Below are 16,421 nucleotides of genomic sequence, written 5' to 3' on the forward strand. Positions count from 1 at the left end.
AAGGTAATCATTCTAACGTAATTCTTTCCTTACTCTTTAGCTTCTTACAGTCTCCTGTAAGTGCTGTCAATCCAATATGTCTATGAACTTTTTCCTATTCTCGCCCCGTCGCTTGCGCTTCAAAGCGGGTGCAAAAGTACGACTTGTTTTTAACTACACAAATATTTTGAGAAAATTATTTTTCTCTTTTTTAAGCTTCATTAAAAACCGGTAAATCGATAAAATTTTGCAGGACGGCTAAAGTATAATCTTTATTTGTATCCTGCAAATATTTTTTTCAACAAACCTGATAGAACGTTTTTGCGGGTGCAAATATAGCGCACATTTCCGCATTTCCAAACTGAAAACTGCGCTTTTTTTTCAAGCTTTCCGATAACCTTTTGGAAACAAATAATATAGACCAGAATAAATTTTAGGCGGCGACGCGTGAGGGATGGAAGCGGCAGCCCACAGCGCAGAAAGCAAAAAAAACAGCAGTTACGCTGTTTTAGTACTTATTCTATTGTGGAAAACCGGCTGCGCGAGGACTATAGCGTACAGCCCGACCCGAAGGGACACGCCAAAATCAAACTATTTCTTTGCTTGCTTGTTTTGCTTGACGCGCTCAATCCAATACTCATTGAGTTTATCGTAGTTAACCGGGTAAGCGGCTTCTTGCTTTACCAAACGTCCGTTCTCGAAGGCGCGAACCAAAATGGTTTCGATTAAATAGTCTTCATTAACTTGGTACGGATCGTATTTTTCCTTGAGGTTGATGTCAAAAAGTTTGGCGGTATTGCTGGCCCAAAATGCCTTCCAGCCGCTTTTGTACTCCTTAACCAAATCAAACGTGCTGTGTCCGGTTTGCCGGTAAATGAGCTTGACGAGCACCTGCCCCTGTTTGCGGGAAAGCTTTTTGAGACGGTCGGTAAATTCTCCTTCTATGTAATTCTCGACAATTTTAAAGTATTTCTTTTTCTCTTTCGACGTCTTCATTTTCGCCATATTCTTGTCTAAAGCCACCAGACGTTCTGACGCGATTTTTGCGTACGGGTATGTTTTATACACGCGGCTTTGCAATAGAAGGAACTGTTTTTTGGATTCTGCATCGACGTTATCTTTATAGAGCACGAGCTCTTCAAGGTCGATCATTTTGGTGATTAAGGTGTCGTTTTCCTCGACGCTAAGACTGTCCTGCTTGACGTCTTGTGCAGCGATGCCGAGGCTTGCGAACAAAAACAATAAAGTAATTTGGATTTTCTTCATACTCATTTTGTTGGGCCAAAAATATGGATTCTTTGCACAACTATGTTGCCAAATAATTTATTTTAGCGAAAAAATACTTATGGGCAAACCGATACTCAACCAGTCATCGCTGGCATTCTTGGAAAAATACCTCAACAACGCATCGCCAACGGGTTACGAAGCCGAAGGACAAAAAATATGGATGGATTACCTGCGCCCTTACGTAGATACGTTCATCACCGATACCTACGGAAGTGCCGTGGGCATCGTCAATCCTGATGCGAAATACAAAGTGGTCATTGAAGGCCATTCCGACGAAATTTCCTGGTATGTGAATTACATTACGGACAACGGACTCATTTATGTAATCCGCAACGGCGGGTCAGACCACCAGATTGCACCATCTAAACGCGTAAACATCCATACCAAGAAAGGCATTGTCAAAGGGGTTTTCGGCTGGCCGGCGATTCACACTCGGCTTCGGGAAAAAGAAGAAAATGCGAAGATAGACAACCTGTTCATCGACATCGGCTGCAGCAATAAGGAAGAAGTCGAGAAACTGGGCGTTCATGTGGGCTGCGTAATTACTTATCCGGACGAATTCATGATCCTAAACGACAACAAATTCGTGTGCCGTGCCATAGACAACCGCATGGGCGGGTTCATGATTGCGGAAGTGGCGCGATTGCTGTCGGCCAATAAAAAGAAACTGCCTTTCGGTTTGTACATCACCAATTCGGTACAGGAAGAAGTGGGCCTTCGCGGTGCCGAAATGATCACGAAAACCATCCGGCCAGACGTAGCCATCGTCACCGACGTTTGCCACGACACGACCACGCCGATGATCAACAAGAAAATAGAAGGCGAAATCCAGATTGGCAAAGGCCCGGTGGTCACGTACGCACCAGCCGTGCAAAACAACCTCCGTGAATTGATCTTGGATACGGCCGAAAAGAAAAAGATACCGTTCCAACGTTTGGCTTCATCTCGGGTAACCGGAACTGATACAGATGCGTTTGCGTACAGCAATGGCGGCGTGGCTTCTGCCCTGATTTCGCTGCCCCTGCGTTACATGCATACCACCGTTGAAATGGTGCATCGTGACGACGTGGAAAATGTCATCAGACTGATTTACGAATCTTTGCTGAACATCAAAAGCGACGAGTCGTTTTCCTATTTTAAGTAACAACGCATACATAAATAAAAAAGCACCGGTGATGAATCGGTGCTTTTATTTTTTGCCTGAACGCTTACAAACTGCCCAATAGCGATTCTCGGTTTTTCTTGAGGTTGCTTTTCCGCAGTTTCTTTTTGGCCGATTCGATTTTTTTGAAATCAAGCGGAAAGATTTCCTTGGCGCTTCCTTCAATGACGAGGTTATCGTCGGCGATAATTTCCTCTTGCGATTTGCCCGGAAGCAGCGGCGCGACGACGTCAACGCTGGCTTCTGTAATTTTGAGATCTTCGGTGATGACGAGCGTTTGCTCATCGCCTGTTACTGAAGTTGGCCGGACCACGGCCGTATCGTTTACTTTTGCACTGGCATCCACTTCTGAAGCCACATTGTTTTCAGCGTTTGCATGGCCTAAGCCTACCAATACTGTTGCGAGGGTAAAAAGAATTTTTTTCATGATGATTGATTTTTGATGATGATTTCTTGGACAAAGATACATACAAAAGCAGGTAGTATGTTTTACAAAGTACTAAATATTAACAGTAAATTAACTTTTGATGGTGGCGAAGCAATAAAAAGGCGCCGAATGGGCGCCTTAATTTATTTTCTCGCTCCTTTTTCACGGAGTAACGCTTCGGCCTCTTTCGCGTTGGAAGCGTGCGCACATTTTAAAGCAGTCATCCCGTTTTCGTTCCTGAAATTGACGTCGGCACCTTTAGACAACAGATAATTCATGATTTCAATGTTGTTGTAGCGCGCGGCAATCATAAGCGGTGTCATGTCATTGGAGCGTTCGTTGACATCTGCGCCGTATTCGACGAATTTCTTGACGGTCGCAAAATCGCCCTTGCTTATGGCGTTGCAAAGCGGTGTTGCAGAAGGGTAAGCCGAAACGGTTGTTGGGGTTTCATTCGACGCCAAGGCCACATTAGAAAAGGTGATTAGCGCCAGTCCGAGGTAAATGATTGATTTTTTCATCTGATTAAGATTTAATGATTGATAATTGATTTATGATGATGCCGACTAGACGTTGGGCATTTTTAAATGTTACAACCTGAAGATTTTATAACATACTTTTAACACGGGCTGCAAAAAAAAAGCCCTTCGAATTTACGAAAGGCTTGGTCTTTTTTATCGTCGATTTTACAGGAACGCCGTGACGTTTTTGTTGATGCGACTGGAGATGTCTGAAATATCGGCCTTCACGAACGGTTCGCCCATGATGTTTTCATACAACTCGATGTAGCGCGCCGATACCGTGCCGATGTACGCATCGTCCATTTCCGGTATTTGCTGTCCGGCTTTCCCTTGGAAACCATTTTCAATCAGCCATCGACGGACGAATTCTTTAGACAACTGTTTTTGTTCGGTGCCACTCGCCTGCCGCTGCGCGTAACCGTCTGCATAAAAATACCGGGACGAATCCGGCGTATGGATTTCATCGATGAGCACGATCTTGCCGTCTTTGGTTTTACCGAATTCGTACTTCGTGTCCACGAGGATCAGGCCGCGCGCCGCTGCGATTTCGGTACCGCGCTGAAAGAGTTTTCGGGTGTAATCTTCCAGAACGAGGTAATCTGCCTCCGATACAATGCCGCGTGCGAGGATTTCTTCACGGGAAATATCTTCGTCATGCGCACCGTTATCGGCTTTGGTGGACGGCGTAATAATAGGCGACGGGAATTTGTCGTTTTCCTTCAGGCCTTCCGGAAGCGAAACGCCACAAAGCATCCGTTTCCCAGCTGCATATTCTCGTGCCGCATGACCTGACAAATAACCGCGAATAACCATTTCCACTTTGAAAGGTTCGCACAAATGACCGATGGCCACGTTCGGATCCGGCGTGGCAATGAGCCAGTTCGGGACGATATCCGCAGTCAGTTCCATGAACTTCGTAGCAATCTGGTTGAGGATTTGCCCTTTGTAGGGAATTCCCTTCGGCATCACGACGTCAAAAGCAGAAAGCCTGTCGGTGGCGATCATGACGAGCTTTTCGTCGTTGATGTTGTACACATCGCGCACCTTGCCGCGATAAACGGATTTTTGTCCCGGGAAATGAAAATCGGTTGTAGTAATGGTATTCATTGTTGTGTTGTTGAGCGCGCAAAGGTAAACAAAAAAGACACTTTTGCTGTAGTGTCTTTCCGTATGCTGCAAAGGTTCTAGCCCTGATTTTCGATTTTCTTGTAGGCGTCGATGACTTTCTTGACGAGCCTATGCCGTACGATGTCTTTGTCGTCGAGGTAAATGATGCCGATGCCTTCGACGTTCTTCAGTATGAGTAGCGCTTCCTTCAATCCAGACATAGCACTTCTAGGCAAATCAACCTGGCCGGGATCGCCGGTGATCATGAATTTTGCATTCTTACCCATGCGGGTCAAAAACATCTTCATTTGAGAGTGCGTCGTGTTTTGCGCTTCGTCCAAGATTACAAAAGCGTTGTCCAGTGTGCGGCCGCGCATGAAAGCCAGCGGCGCAATCTGGATGATGCCTTTCAACAAATAATCTTCCAGCGACTGCGCCGGAATCATGTCGCGCAGCGCATCGTACAACGGTTGCATGTACGGATCGAGCTTTTCCTTCATATCACCTGGAAGAAAGCCAAGGTTTTCGCCCGCTTCAACGGCCGGGCGCGTCAAAATGATTCTCTTCACGGATTTTTCCTTGAGCGCTTTTACGGCCATCGCGACGCCGGTATAGGTTTTTCCGGTCCCAGCCGGCCCAACGGCGAACACCATGTCATTCTTGTGGAGTGTATCCACGAGCAACTGCTGGTTTGGGGTCATCGCCTTGATCATCTTCCCGCCCACGCCGTGCACGAGGATTTTGTCGTGATCCGGCATGCGCTGCTCGTCCTGCGAACCGCCTTCGATGACGCGTTCTATGACATTGTCATCTATGCGGTTGTAACGGTTGAAGTGTTGCATCAGGCGGTTGAACCGGTTCTCGAATTCGTCGAGTACTTCCGGTTCGCCAAAGGCCTTTATGGTCGTGCCGCGTGCTACGATCTTGAGCTTCGGATAGTATTTTTTGATGGTTTCCAGGTGGGCATCTTGTGCACCCCAGAATTCTTTCGGGGCGATATCGACAAGTTCGATGATTCTTTCGTTCAAACGGAGCAGTTTTTTAGTTTAAAGTTAGCCGCAATATGCGTAGCTTTGCATTTCAAATTTAGTAAAATCGGGGCAAGTCCGGCGAATAGTTATTCACAAAATTATGTCAATAATCACCCTTACGACAGACTACGGATGGAAAGACCATTTCGTTGGCGCACTAAAGGGTAAAATCTTGTCGGAATATCCAGAAGCCACGATTGTTGACCTTTCGCACGACATCGACCCGTTCAACACCGCCGAAGCCAGTTATGTCATCGGCGCGGGTTATGCCAGTTTCCCCGAAGGCACTGTGCACCTGATTGGTGTGGATGCCGAAATGAACAAGGAAAACCGCCATGTGGCCATCCAGTGGAACGGGCATTATTTCGTTTGTGCAGACAACGGCATCATGGGTTTGGTTATGCAGAAGATACTCCCCGAAAAAATGGTCGCCATCAACATCCACGATAGGTTTCCCGGCGCATTCACAGACCTCGACGTATTTGTAAAAGTGGCGTGCCATATCGCCAAAGGCGGTACGCTGAACGTGGTAGGCAAAGACATCACCGAAATCAAGCAACCTACCGAATTGCAGCCCGTGATTACCGCCGACAAGAATTCGCTCAAAGGATATGTGGTTTACATCGATCATTTCGGGAATGTGGTGACCAACATCAGCGCCCAAATGTTCGCCGAGACAGCCAAAGGACGCAACTACGAAATCATCCTCAACGAGCGCGGACGCATTGGCGACCGCGGAAACATACGGCAGATCAGGACAAAATATTCAGACATCGCCACATCAAACGCCTATCCTGTAAAAAATTACGAAGGCACCAAACTCGCTATTTTCAATGAGGCGGGTTTCTTGGAAATTGCCGTGTTCCGCAGCAACCCGAATACCGTCGGCACGGCATCGAGCCTTTTGGGATTGGGTTATCGGGATGTCGTCACCATTAATTTCATTAATCCCTAACCAAACAACCAGCCACTAGCATGTTCGTCCGAATCGTAAAACTCACCTTTCACCCCGAAAACGTCCCGGCATTCTTGGACAATTTTGAATTGATGAAGGAAAAAATACGAAATGCACCGGGAAATCGTTTACTCGAATTGTATCGCGACAAAGACAATCCGTGCGTTTTTTTCACCTACAGCTATTGGGAAACCGAAGCCGACCTTGAAAATTACCGGCGGTCTGAGTTGTTTTACGATGTCTGGACGTTCACGAAAAAGTTGTTCAGCGACAAACCGGAAGCCTGGAGCGTCGATAAACTTGTAGTGCTAAATTAATGGCCGATAATCAACAATTAATAATTTTGCAGTCGTTCGACATTCGTCGTTCAAAGTCCGACACATGAAATCTATCTTACTGAAAGAAATAAAATCCTTCTTTGGCTCGCCCATCGGCTGGTTCGTCGTTGCGATTTTCCTGTTGCTCAACGGTTTGTTCCTTTGGGTTTTCGATGGCGAATACAACATCTTGCAAAGCGGTTTCGCAGACCTGACACCGTTTTTCACCATTGCGCCCTGGATTTTGATATTCCTTATCCCGGCCGTGACGATGCGCAGTTTTGCCGATGAAAAAAAACAAGGAACACTTGAGTTGCTAGTCACTAAACCCTTGACGATGTGGCAGATCGTCGCCGGAAAATTCTTCGGCTCGTTCCTGCTGATTGTCTTGGCGATTGTCCCGACATTGGTTTATGTCTGGATAGTTTCCGGATTCGTACTGTCACCCATGCAGGTTGATTTGGGCAGCATCATCGGGTCGTATTTCGGGCTGCTTTTCCTGATTGCCGCCTATACGGCCATCGGGATTTTCACCTCTGCCCTTTCCGACAACCAGATCGTGGCTTTCATCCTGTCGGTATTCGTCTGTTTCCTGTTCTATTACGGGTTTGAAGGCGCCGCGAGCCTATTCAAAAGTGCAAGCGATGCCGTTGCGTGGCTCGGGATGGACAGCCATTTCCGTAGCATGAGCCGCGGCGTGCTCGATACGCGCGACATCTTGTATTTCGCCAGTCTAGCGGTATTATTTCTATCGCTGACCGTGTACAAACTCAAAGCCGCCCGATCATGATGAGAACCAGTGTAAAGAACAATCGGAAGCAGTTGCTTATCACACTGATCGTCTTGGTGTTGGTGAATGTCATCGGAAGCAAGATATTTAGTCGTTTTGACCTTACTCAGGACAAGCGATACACCTTGTCCGAAGCCTCGCATGGTATCGCCGAACAAGTGGGTAACCCGATGGAAATCAAAGTGCTTTTGGCCGGTAATTTCAAGGGCGAATTCAAGAAACTCCAAACCGAAACCAACCAAATCCTGGAAGAGTACCGCGCCATCAACAGCAACATCAAATTCTCGTTCGTCAACCCGTTCGATGAAGATTTTTCGGATGAGGACAAAAAAGCGCTGATCTATGACATCTTCAAGATAGACAACCCGGTGCTGTCCGAAAAAGACGAAAAAGAAGTACTGGCCAGCATAGACCAGATCAAGGATTTGAACAAAGCACTCGATGATTCGTTCATGGGAAGCGGATTCAGGGCGGCGAGCATCACCGTAAACGACAAGGGCAAGCAAACACAGGAAGTCGTAATGCCATGGGCGATTGTACGGTACAAAAACCGGAGTGCGAAAATCCCGTTGCTGAAAAACATGATGGGCGCCGACATCGACGACAATGTCATCAGTTCGGTCCAACACCTGGAATACGCCTTTTCGTATGCGTTCAACGCCGTTACCAAGGCCAAGCAAAAGAAAATCGCCATCATCAAAGGCAATGGCGAATTGCACGATGCGCTCATTGGCGACTTCCTGAAAACCGTCCGTGAAAATTATTTCATCTCGCCTTTCCCACTTGATTCGATTGCGCTCGCACCAAATCAGGGATTGGCTTTCCTCAAGAAGAATTACGATTTGGCCATCATCGCCAAACCCACTACGCCATTTTCGGACGAACAAAAAGAAGTACTCGACCAATTCGTGATGTCGGGCGGAAAAACCATTTGGCTCATCGATCAGGTCAACATGGAAATGGACAGCTTGTACAACGAAAACGGCCAGTCGCTGGCTTTCCCGCGCGACCTGAACCTGAACGACCTATTCTTTAAATATGGCGTGCGCATCCATGCCGACCTGGTCAAGGACATCATGGCCACGCCCATCGTACTCGCTACCGGCGAACCGGGCAGCGCTACGCAATACCAGCAATATCCGTGGTTTTACTCCCCGATGGTGTATCCGGCTTCGAAAAACCCGATCGTGAGCAATCTGGACGGCATCAAGTTCGAATACGCGAGCGGGATCGAATTGCTCAATAACGACATCAAAAAAACGGTTTTGCTGCAATCTTCGCCCTATTCGAAAGTCATGGGAACGCCGCTACCGATTGACTTGCGCATGGTTCAGGAACGTCCGGAACAAAAGGATTTCACCGGGAAAGGCAACATTCCGTTGGCGGTTTTGCTCGAAGGAAAATTCCGTTCCGTGTATCAAAATCGCGTGCTTCCGTTCACGGACAAAAATTACATGCCAGTCGGGAAAGCCAACAAAATGATCGTGATTTCAGACGGCGACGTCATCCGGAACCAACTCGACAAAAACTTTCAACCTGTAGAACTGGGCTATGACCAAAGAACCGGGAAACTCTACGCCAACAAGGAATTCATGATGAATTGCGTAAACTACCTGCTCGATGATAACGGACTTATCAACATCCGCAACAAACAAGTAAGCCTTCCGGTGCTCGACAAAGAGCGCGTGGCCGAAAATTACACCCGGACGCAAATCCTAACGGTCGGGCTTCCAGTAGCCCTGCTCGTGGTTCTCGGGGTTTTGTTTACGCTTGTCCGGCGCAGGATTTACGCCCGTTAGTGTTAATAAATTTAATTTCGATATTTGGGCGATTAGGATATATTTGTAACATCTAAACTAAAAAATTGCCATCCGGCCTATCGTATGAAGTTTATCGTATCGAGTTCTTACCTCTTAAAGCAACTGCAAGTGCTGGGAAGTGTCATCAACAGCAGCAACACGTTGCCGATCCTTGACAATTTTCTCTTCGAACTTGACCATAAAACCCTGACCGTTTCGGCGTCTGACCTGGAAACCACCATGTCGGCCACACTCGAAATCGACTCGGAAAGCAAAGGAAGCGTTGCCGTTCCTGCGAAACTCTTATTGGAAATCCTCAAGACGTTTCCAGAGCAGCCGCTGACCTTTACCGTTGAAGAGAACAGCACGATAGAAATCAGCTCGAATTCCGGCAAATATGCGCTGGCGTACGCGCCGGGCGAGGAATTCCCGAAATCGGTCAGCCTCGACGATCCGTCCACGACGATGGTTCCGGCAGACGTTTTGGCCACCGCCATCAGCAAGACGATTTTCGCGGCAGGAAACGACGATTTGCGTCCGGTGATGTCGGGCGTATTCTTCCAGTTTTCCCCAGAAGGATTAACTTTCGTGGCAACCGATGCGCACAAACTCGTGAAGTATGCGCGCGCCGATGTGAAAGCCTCGCAAGTGGCCGATTTCATCATGCCAAAGAAACCGCTCAACATCCTGAAAAGTATTTTGGGTGCCTCTGACGCCGAAATCAAGATTGAATACAACGACTCGAATGCGACATTCTCTTTCGATAATTATGTGTTGACTTGCCGTTTGATCGATGGAAAATACCCGAATTACGAAGCGGTTATCCCGAAAGAAAACCCGAACAAATTGATGATCGACCGTTCGCAGTTCCTAAGTTCGGTGCGTCGTGTGGCCATTTTCTCCAACAAGACCACGCACCAGATCCGGTTGAAGATTGCCGGTGCAGAATTGAACATCTCTGCAGAAGATATCGACTATTCAAACAAGGCCGAAGAACGTTTGACCTGCGATTATCAAGGCGACGACATGCAAATCGGGTTCAACTCCCGGTTCCTGACCGAAATGCTCACCAACCTGCATTCAGACATGATCATGCTGGAAATGTCAATGCCGAACCGCGCCGGAATCCTGACACCGGTTGACGGCCTTGACGATGGCGAAACCGTGACCATGCTCGTGATGCCGGTCATGCTCAACAACTAACGATTTCAATTTTCATAGACCGAACCGCAACATCCTGTTGCGGTTTTTTTATGGTTAAGTTATCCATTTCTGTTTTGTCGTTTGCCAAAATTCGCTAGTATTACATCTGCAACGAAAAAGATGCGGCGGTATCCGAAAAGCCTTACGAGTAGGAACAACCAAAACCAAATTCAATGAACAAAAGATTACTCGCGGGTGCCATCTGCCTCGCATTGGGAATGACTGCCACGGCGCAGAAACTAGACAAATTCGGCGCTGACCTCGCCAAGAAAAGTGTCATGGGCAAGGAAATTCGCGTCCCTTACACCGACTTGCAAAGCTACTACGGCTACATCAAGCCGGGTGCTGCACCAGATGAAGTGAAGAACGGCAAGAAAATGTATTACGTATACGTTTGGATCCCGATTGCGGCTCCTGAAATCGGGGTGCGCATGATTTCACCGGTACCTGATTCCATGAAACCGGGAGACAAAGATTACGTATCGCCGATGTACACCGAGAATGCCGCAGACACGAAGAGCTTTTTTGACACTTGGGTAACGCTTGAGCGCGCCGAAGGCATCATGAAACTCGAAGATGTGGCTGGAAAAGCCAAGTCGGCCAAATGGGTTTCCATCGACAAAAACGACGATTCCAGCGAAATGCCGGCGCAGCCATCTGGCAGCAAATACAATTCCCTGATGCGCATCACGAGCAACCCGTCGGATCCAATGAAATCTTTGGTCATGGGCTTGTACCGTATCGGTTTCACGACCTATAAAACGGGTGAAGTCCAAGGAAGTTTCCTCGCGCAGATCGGTGCGCCGGTGAAGTTGCCAGGCGTTGCCATTGCTGCAAACCCTGCAGATTTGGCGGCAGCCGCGAAGAAGTAAGATGCTTTTTATTAGTTAACCACGAATTCCCGAATGCTTTCATTCGCGGATTAGTGGTTTTTTATTGGGCGTTGCCTTCGGCCCGCGCTCTCGCCTGCACGCGGTGCTTGGCTCCATCGCTAACGCGGCCTCGCTCACCGCAGGTCAGTCCGGGATAAAAATCAGCTTTTTGTTCACGAATTCCTCGATGCCAAGCGGCGACAGTTCGCGGCCGTACCCCGAACGTTTCGTACCACCAAACGGCAAATCAGGCCGGGACGCCAACTGGCGGTTGATGAACACCATGCCGGTATCGATCTGCGACGCGACGCGCACTGCCCTAGCCTTGTCTTTACTGAAAACAGCGCCACCAAGGCCAAATCCGGTATCGTTGGCCAATGTGATCGCTGCCGCTTCGTCTTTCACTTTGTAGAACGACGCCACCGGCCCGAACAATTCTTCTTGATACGCCGTCATGCCAGGTTTGATGCCGGTCAAGATCGTAAACTCGAAAAATGCGCCTTCGCGCTTGATGCGCTTGCCGCCGATGACCACTTTTGCACCTTGCTTTACCGTTGCATTGACCTGTTTCTCAAGATTTTTCAAAGCCTCTTCGCTTACCATCGGACCAATTTCCGTGGCTGGATCCATCGGGTCGCCAATTGTAAGATTGGAAAGCCTGTTCTTGAATTTTTCCAGGAATTCATCGGCGACTGATGACAGGACGATAATCCGTTTGGCCGACGTACACGCTTGGCCCATATTCCCGAACCTGCCGAGAAAAGCCTTCTCCACAGCATCATTAACATCTGCGTCGTCCAGGACAATGAACGCATCGCTGCCGCCGAGTTCGAGTACCGATTTCTTTAAATTCCGGCCCGCGGCTTCGGCCATGCTCGAACCTGCAGCTTCACTCCCGGTCAGGGACATTCCCGTAATGCGCGGATCTTCGGCCAATTTTGCGATGCGCTTGCCAGACAAATACAGGTTGGTGAAAACGCCTTCGGGCGCGCCGGCTTCCTTGAACAATTGCTCGATCATGGCGCCGCACTGCGGCACGTTGGAGGCATGTTTGAGCATCACGACATTCCCCGCCGCAATATTGGGCGCGGCCAAACGCGCGACTTGATTGAACGGGTAATTCCAAGGTTCGATAGCCAGGATAATCCCGGTTGGCGTGAGGCGCACGAAAGCTTTGCCGTCGTCCACTTTCATCGGGCGGTCTTTGAGGAATGCGGCGGCGTTTTTCGCATAATAGTCATATACCGACGCACACATTTCGATTTCGGCTTCACTTTGCCCGATGAGTTTGCCCATTTCGAGTGTGATAAGCCCGGCGAGTTCCTTTTTGCGTTTGCGCATGAGTCCGGCCACTTTTTTCAGCAGCGCCGCCCGCTCTTTTATGGGTGTTTCACGCCAAGACTGAAAAGCTTTATGGGCGTTGGAGATTTTGCGTTCGAGTTGCTGGTCTGTAAGTTCGTCGAATGTCTTGACGACTTTGTTATTGTACGGGTTGGTGGTTTGGATCATGACTTAAAAATTCTTCTGCGACTATTGTTGATTTTGCCCTACTGGCTTAGCGTTTCATGTGCTATTTTTTGACGAAGCCTTTCCCGTCGCACTTGGAACAACCCATCACGGTGTATTGGCCTGTTCCCGCACAATGGCTGCATTTGGCCAAGCCGCCGGTGTTGCCGGTATGTCGGTCATAAGTGACCATGTCTTTACGGTAACCTGCGCCTTTGCACATCGGACAGGTAATCTTTATGACGCCCAGCCCATTACATTGCCCGCATTGGGTTTCAGACTGTGCTGCTTTTGCGGCGTCTTGTTGTTTCTGTTGTTCTTCCTGATCCCGTAAACTGGCATAGTAGGCCTGCTCTTTCGCGTTGCCCAAACTCCTGAAATAGCTGCCGGTAGCGATATCACAATAGAAATCATCTTCGGTGTAGTTGTCCGGCCTGGTAAAAGTGCATGCAGAAGATTGCCCGTCTTTCCAATTGGAGGCCGTTAACCGGTATCCGGTTTCAAAAAAAACGGTTCCGGCGCCTTCGATTTGGCCGTATTTGCTGAACTCGCCTTCATAAAACCTTGAATTATTTGAGTATTCGTTTCTTCTCGGGAAAATTTGCTTCCCGAGATACTTGCCGTTCTTGAAACTTTTCACAGCAATCAATTTGTCGTTCACGGTAAGATTTCCTGATTGTGGCAATCCGTTGGCGAAGGTTCCGGTAAAGGCTATCTTATAATCAAGATACGCTTTGGTGCATTTTCCGTGGAACCTATAATTTTCGATTGGCCCTACGATCGTGTATTTATAACCATTCTCATCGACCTTGTCGGCGGTGAAATCTCCAGAAGGTTTTCCATTGCTGAAAACACCGTACATTTTGAAGTTCGATCCGGTTTCGGGGTCTTTTTTTACGTCGATGATTGCGTCTCCGTTTTGACAGTCGCCTTGGTCGCAGAACGTATAAGGCGCCAAATACCGCAATGGCCTGATCAATTTACCGAGGTAAAACTCACCCCAATCCACGCGACCAGATTCATTTTTATATGGGATGAAGCCGGTGATACCATCTAAATTGAAAACCGCCAGGAAAGAACCGTCCGCATTTTCTACTTCCCATTTTTTTACCGGTTTTTTATTGGCCAATTCCCCTTTATACGAGTAGCCTTCTTTTGTGGTGTATTCTGTATAACCGTTTAAGTGGTTGTCTGCCGTCAGGCTGGAAATGACCTTTGCTCCGTCGGGCGCCTGATATTCCACTTGCGGCGGCTTGACGGTGAGCTTCGCGCCATTTTTGAACGTATAATAAATGTTGGTTGATTTCCCTTTGTAATTGCAGCAACCTTCACGGTCGGCGGAAATGATTTCGGCTGAATCGCCATTGGCATAGGTGTAATTACCTTGCACCGGATGGCCTTCAAAAAAATGGCCTTGATAGCTGTCGCCATTGGGGAAATCAATTTTTCCGTAGCTGATGGAGACCGTTTTTTCATGTGCGCCGTAGTTGCTCAACACGCTTCCCAGATAAACACTCTTGTTTTTAAAAACGATGCGGTAGCCCTTGCCCTGTTCAACTTTCAGTCGATTTTCCTTCATGTAGATTTCCTTTTCGGGAACAAACTGAATGGGTGGAATGGCAATGGGCAGCTTCATCTGAAACAGTTCGGGAAACAACTTTTCCGCTTCGTAACGCACTCCTGGATTTTGCGAAAATCCGACCAATGTGCAAAGAAAAAACAGGGAAGCGAGTGCATTTTTCATCATACTAGATTTTAACTAGAAATGTAAGAAGAATGATTGGCATGGACAATAACACATGTCAGTTTACGCAGCGTTTTGATTTTTTTCGTCTGTATTACCAAAATGCTTTCCCGCTGTTTCATTATTTCTGGCTGCTTCGGTTACGGTCGCGTGAGCGATTGGAGCAAAGTACCGCGTACTGCGGAAAGCGCGACGCGAGGTTACGAGCGGCACGCCCAAATCCAAGAAATATGAATTATCCATTATTAATTATTAATTGTATTTTACCTTTGCGCCATGATTCTACACGATACCATTGTGGCGCTGGCCACGCCTTCAGGTGCGGGTGCCATTGCCGTGATCAGGCTTTCGGGGCCGGACGCGGTAACCATTGGCGCGAAAGTGTTCCGGTCTGTGAAAGGCAAGGATTTGCTGAAGCAACGGTCGCACACGCTGCATTTGGGACATATCGTGGACGGCGGGAAGGTGCTCGATGAAGTGCTGGTATCTGTATTCCAAGGGCCAAATTCGTACACGGGCGAGAATACGGTGGAGATTTCCTGCCACGGTTCGACGTTTATCCAACAACAAATCATACAATTGTTATTACGCAACGGTTGCCGGATGGCGCAGGCCGGCGAATATACGCTGCGGGCTTTTTTAAACGGCAAGCTGGATTTGTCTCAGGCGGAAGCCGTGGCCGATTTAATCGCGTCGGACAATGAAGCGGCGCACCAAGTGGCGATGCAGCAAATGCGCGGCGGATTCTCCAACGAGATTGCAAGGTTGCGCGAAGAGCTGCTGAATTTTGCGTCGCTCATTGAATTGGAACTGGATTTTTCTGAAGAAGATGTGGAGTTTGCCGACCGCACGCAATTCCACCAACTGCTCGACCGGATTGAATTGGTGTTGAAAAGGTTGATTGATTCTTTCGCGGTGGGCAACGTGATCAAGAACGGCATCCCGGTAGCCATTGTGGGCGAACCGAATGTGGGCAAGTCAACGCTGTTGAATGCACTTTTGAATGAGGAACGCGCCATCGTGTCTGACATTGCGGGCACGACGCGCGACACAATCGAAGACGAGATTTCCATTGGCGGGATTGGTTTTAGGTTCATCGATACGGCCGGCATCCGGGATACGCAGGACGTCGTGGAAAGCATCGGGATCAAGAAGACGTTCGAAAAGATGGAAGCGGCGCAAGTTGTCGTGTATTTGGTCGATGGCCATCGGTCGACGGTCGATGGAGAAATCGATGGGCTGATTACCGAATTTGGTAAAATCAAGAACCAGTTTCCGCTCAAACCTATTATTATCGTCATCAATAAATCAGATAAACTGTCGGACGACGAAAAGTCTAAATTGACCAAAAATTTGAATGCAGTCGTCCGCAATCCGACGACCAATGACCAGCGACCAACGACCTTGCTCCTGCTGTCAGCCAAGGAAAAAACCGGTATCGATGCGCTCAAGAACCAACTCTTGTCGTTCGTGAACACCGGCGCGCTGCGCAACAACGAAACGATTGTGACCAATACGCGGCATTACGATTCGCTTTTGAAAGCGCTCGAGGAAATCCAAAAAGTCAAGCACGGGCTGGAAATGAACCTCTCGAGCGATTTGATGGCAATCGACATTAGGCAGGCGTTGTATCATTTCGGGGAAATCACCGGGCAAGTGAGCAACGATGAGTTGTTGGGAAATATCTTTGGGAAGTTTTGTATTGGGAAGTGATTGGGTTG

General features: G+C 48.2%; 15 protein-coding genes. 8 read left to right on the forward strand and 7 right to left on the reverse strand.

What is annotated here, in order from left to right; genetic code table 11:
* Positions 1-570: 570 nt before the first annotated feature.
* Complete coding sequence (locus ACM9J1_RS09615; protein ID WP_415581823.1) at positions 571-1,245, reverse strand: DUF4294 domain-containing protein; 675 nt, start codon at positions 1,243-1,245, stop codon at positions 571-573.
* Positions 1,246-1,324: 79 nt separating this feature from the next.
* On the opposite strand from ACM9J1_RS09615, the gene ACM9J1_RS09620 reads away from it, so the two are divergent.
* Positions 1,325-2,410 carry a M42 family metallopeptidase gene (locus ACM9J1_RS09620; RefSeq protein ID WP_415581824.1) on the forward strand — a complete coding sequence of 362 codons (1,086 nt, stop codon included), beginning with the start codon at positions 1,325-1,327 and terminating at the stop codon, positions 2,408-2,410.
* A gap of 64 nt (positions 2,411-2,474) precedes the next feature.
* Here the strand turns inward: ACM9J1_RS09620 and ACM9J1_RS09625 are convergent, their stop codons facing one another.
* The 4 genes from ACM9J1_RS09625 to ACM9J1_RS09640 all read right to left on the reverse strand — a co-directional run bounded on the left by ACM9J1_RS09625 (position 2,475) and on the right by ACM9J1_RS09640 (position 5,511).
* Positions 2,475-2,855 carry a hypothetical protein gene (locus ACM9J1_RS09625; protein WP_415581825.1) on the reverse strand — a complete coding sequence of 127 codons (381 nt, stop codon included), beginning with the start codon at positions 2,853-2,855 and terminating at the stop codon, positions 2,475-2,477.
* 143 nt (positions 2,856-2,998) lie between these two features.
* Positions 2,999-3,376 carry an ankyrin repeat domain-containing protein gene (locus ACM9J1_RS09630; protein ID WP_415581826.1) on the reverse strand — a complete coding sequence of 126 codons (378 nt, stop codon included), beginning with the start codon at positions 3,374-3,376 and terminating at the stop codon, positions 2,999-3,001.
* A 165-nt stretch (positions 3,377-3,541) separates the two neighbouring features.
* A complete protein-coding gene (locus ACM9J1_RS09635; RefSeq protein WP_415581827.1) occupies positions 3,542-4,483 on the reverse strand; it encodes a phosphoribosylaminoimidazolesuccinocarboxamide synthase in 942 nt (313 codons plus the stop codon).
* A 77-nt stretch (positions 4,484-4,560) separates the two neighbouring features.
* On the reverse strand, positions 4,561-5,511 hold the full coding sequence (locus ACM9J1_RS09640; RefSeq protein ID WP_415581828.1) for a PhoH family protein: 951 nt from the start codon (positions 5,509-5,511) through the stop codon (positions 4,561-4,563).
* Between the two features lie 103 nt (positions 5,512-5,614).
* Here ACM9J1_RS09640 and ACM9J1_RS09645 point away from each other — a divergent pair, with 103 nt between their 5' ends.
* The 6 genes from ACM9J1_RS09645 (at position 5,615) to ACM9J1_RS09670 (ending at position 11,450) form a co-directional block, all read left to right on the forward strand.
* Positions 5,615-6,469 (forward strand): SAM hydrolase/SAM-dependent halogenase family protein, encoded by an 855-nt coding sequence (locus tag ACM9J1_RS09645; protein WP_415581829.1) that lies wholly within the window; start codon positions 5,615-5,617, stop codon positions 6,467-6,469.
* Positions 6,470-6,489: 20 nt separating this feature from the next.
* A complete protein-coding gene (locus tag ACM9J1_RS09650) occupies positions 6,490-6,786 on the forward strand; it encodes a putative quinol monooxygenase (RefSeq protein ID WP_415581830.1) in 297 nt (98 codons plus the stop codon).
* A 64-nt stretch (positions 6,787-6,850) separates the two neighbouring features.
* A complete protein-coding gene (gene gldF, locus ACM9J1_RS09655; protein ID WP_415581831.1) occupies positions 6,851-7,576 on the forward strand; it encodes a gliding motility-associated ABC transporter permease subunit GldF in 726 nt (241 codons plus the stop codon).
* On the forward strand, positions 7,573-9,375 hold the full coding sequence (gldG, locus tag ACM9J1_RS09660; protein ID WP_415581832.1) for a gliding motility-associated ABC transporter substrate-binding protein GldG: 1,803 nt from the start codon (positions 7,573-7,575) through the stop codon (positions 9,373-9,375). The genes gldF and gldG overlap by 4 nt, the downstream gene beginning before the upstream one ends.
* Positions 9,376-9,459: 84 nt before the next feature.
* Positions 9,460-10,578, forward strand: a complete 1,119-nt coding sequence (gene dnaN / locus ACM9J1_RS09665; RefSeq protein WP_415581833.1) for a DNA polymerase III subunit beta — start codon at positions 9,460-9,462, stop codon at positions 10,576-10,578.
* Between the two features lie 173 nt (positions 10,579-10,751).
* On the forward strand, positions 10,752-11,450 hold the full coding sequence (locus ACM9J1_RS09670) for a Lipl32 family lipoprotein (RefSeq protein ID WP_415581834.1): 699 nt from the start codon (positions 10,752-10,754) through the stop codon (positions 11,448-11,450).
* A 144-nt stretch (positions 11,451-11,594) separates the two neighbouring features.
* On the opposite strand, the gene ACM9J1_RS09675 is transcribed toward ACM9J1_RS09670, so the two are convergent.
* Complete coding sequence (locus ACM9J1_RS09675; RefSeq protein ID WP_415581835.1) at positions 11,595-12,959, reverse strand: NAD-dependent succinate-semialdehyde dehydrogenase; 1,365 nt, start codon at positions 12,957-12,959, stop codon at positions 11,595-11,597.
* 61 nt (positions 12,960-13,020) lie between these two features.
* Positions 13,021-14,700 carry an MORN repeat-containing protein gene (locus ACM9J1_RS09680; protein WP_415581836.1) on the reverse strand — a complete coding sequence of 560 codons (1,680 nt, stop codon included), beginning with the start codon at positions 14,698-14,700 and terminating at the stop codon, positions 13,021-13,023.
* A gap of 276 nt (positions 14,701-14,976) precedes the next feature.
* On the opposite strand from ACM9J1_RS09680, the gene mnmE reads away from it, so the two are divergent.
* The gene (mnmE, locus tag ACM9J1_RS09685) at positions 14,977-16,413 is read left to right on the forward strand and encodes a tRNA uridine-5-carboxymethylaminomethyl(34) synthesis GTPase MnmE (protein WP_415581837.1); all 1,437 of its coding nucleotides are present in this window, start codon (positions 14,977-14,979) and stop codon (positions 16,411-16,413) included.
* The last annotated feature ends 8 nt before the right edge of the window (positions 16,414-16,421 follow it).

The organism is Flavobacterium longum (assembly GCF_965137575.1).
In the GTDB taxonomy this organism is placed as follows: Bacteria; Bacteroidota; Bacteroidia; order Flavobacteriales; family Flavobacteriaceae; genus Flavobacterium; species Flavobacterium longum.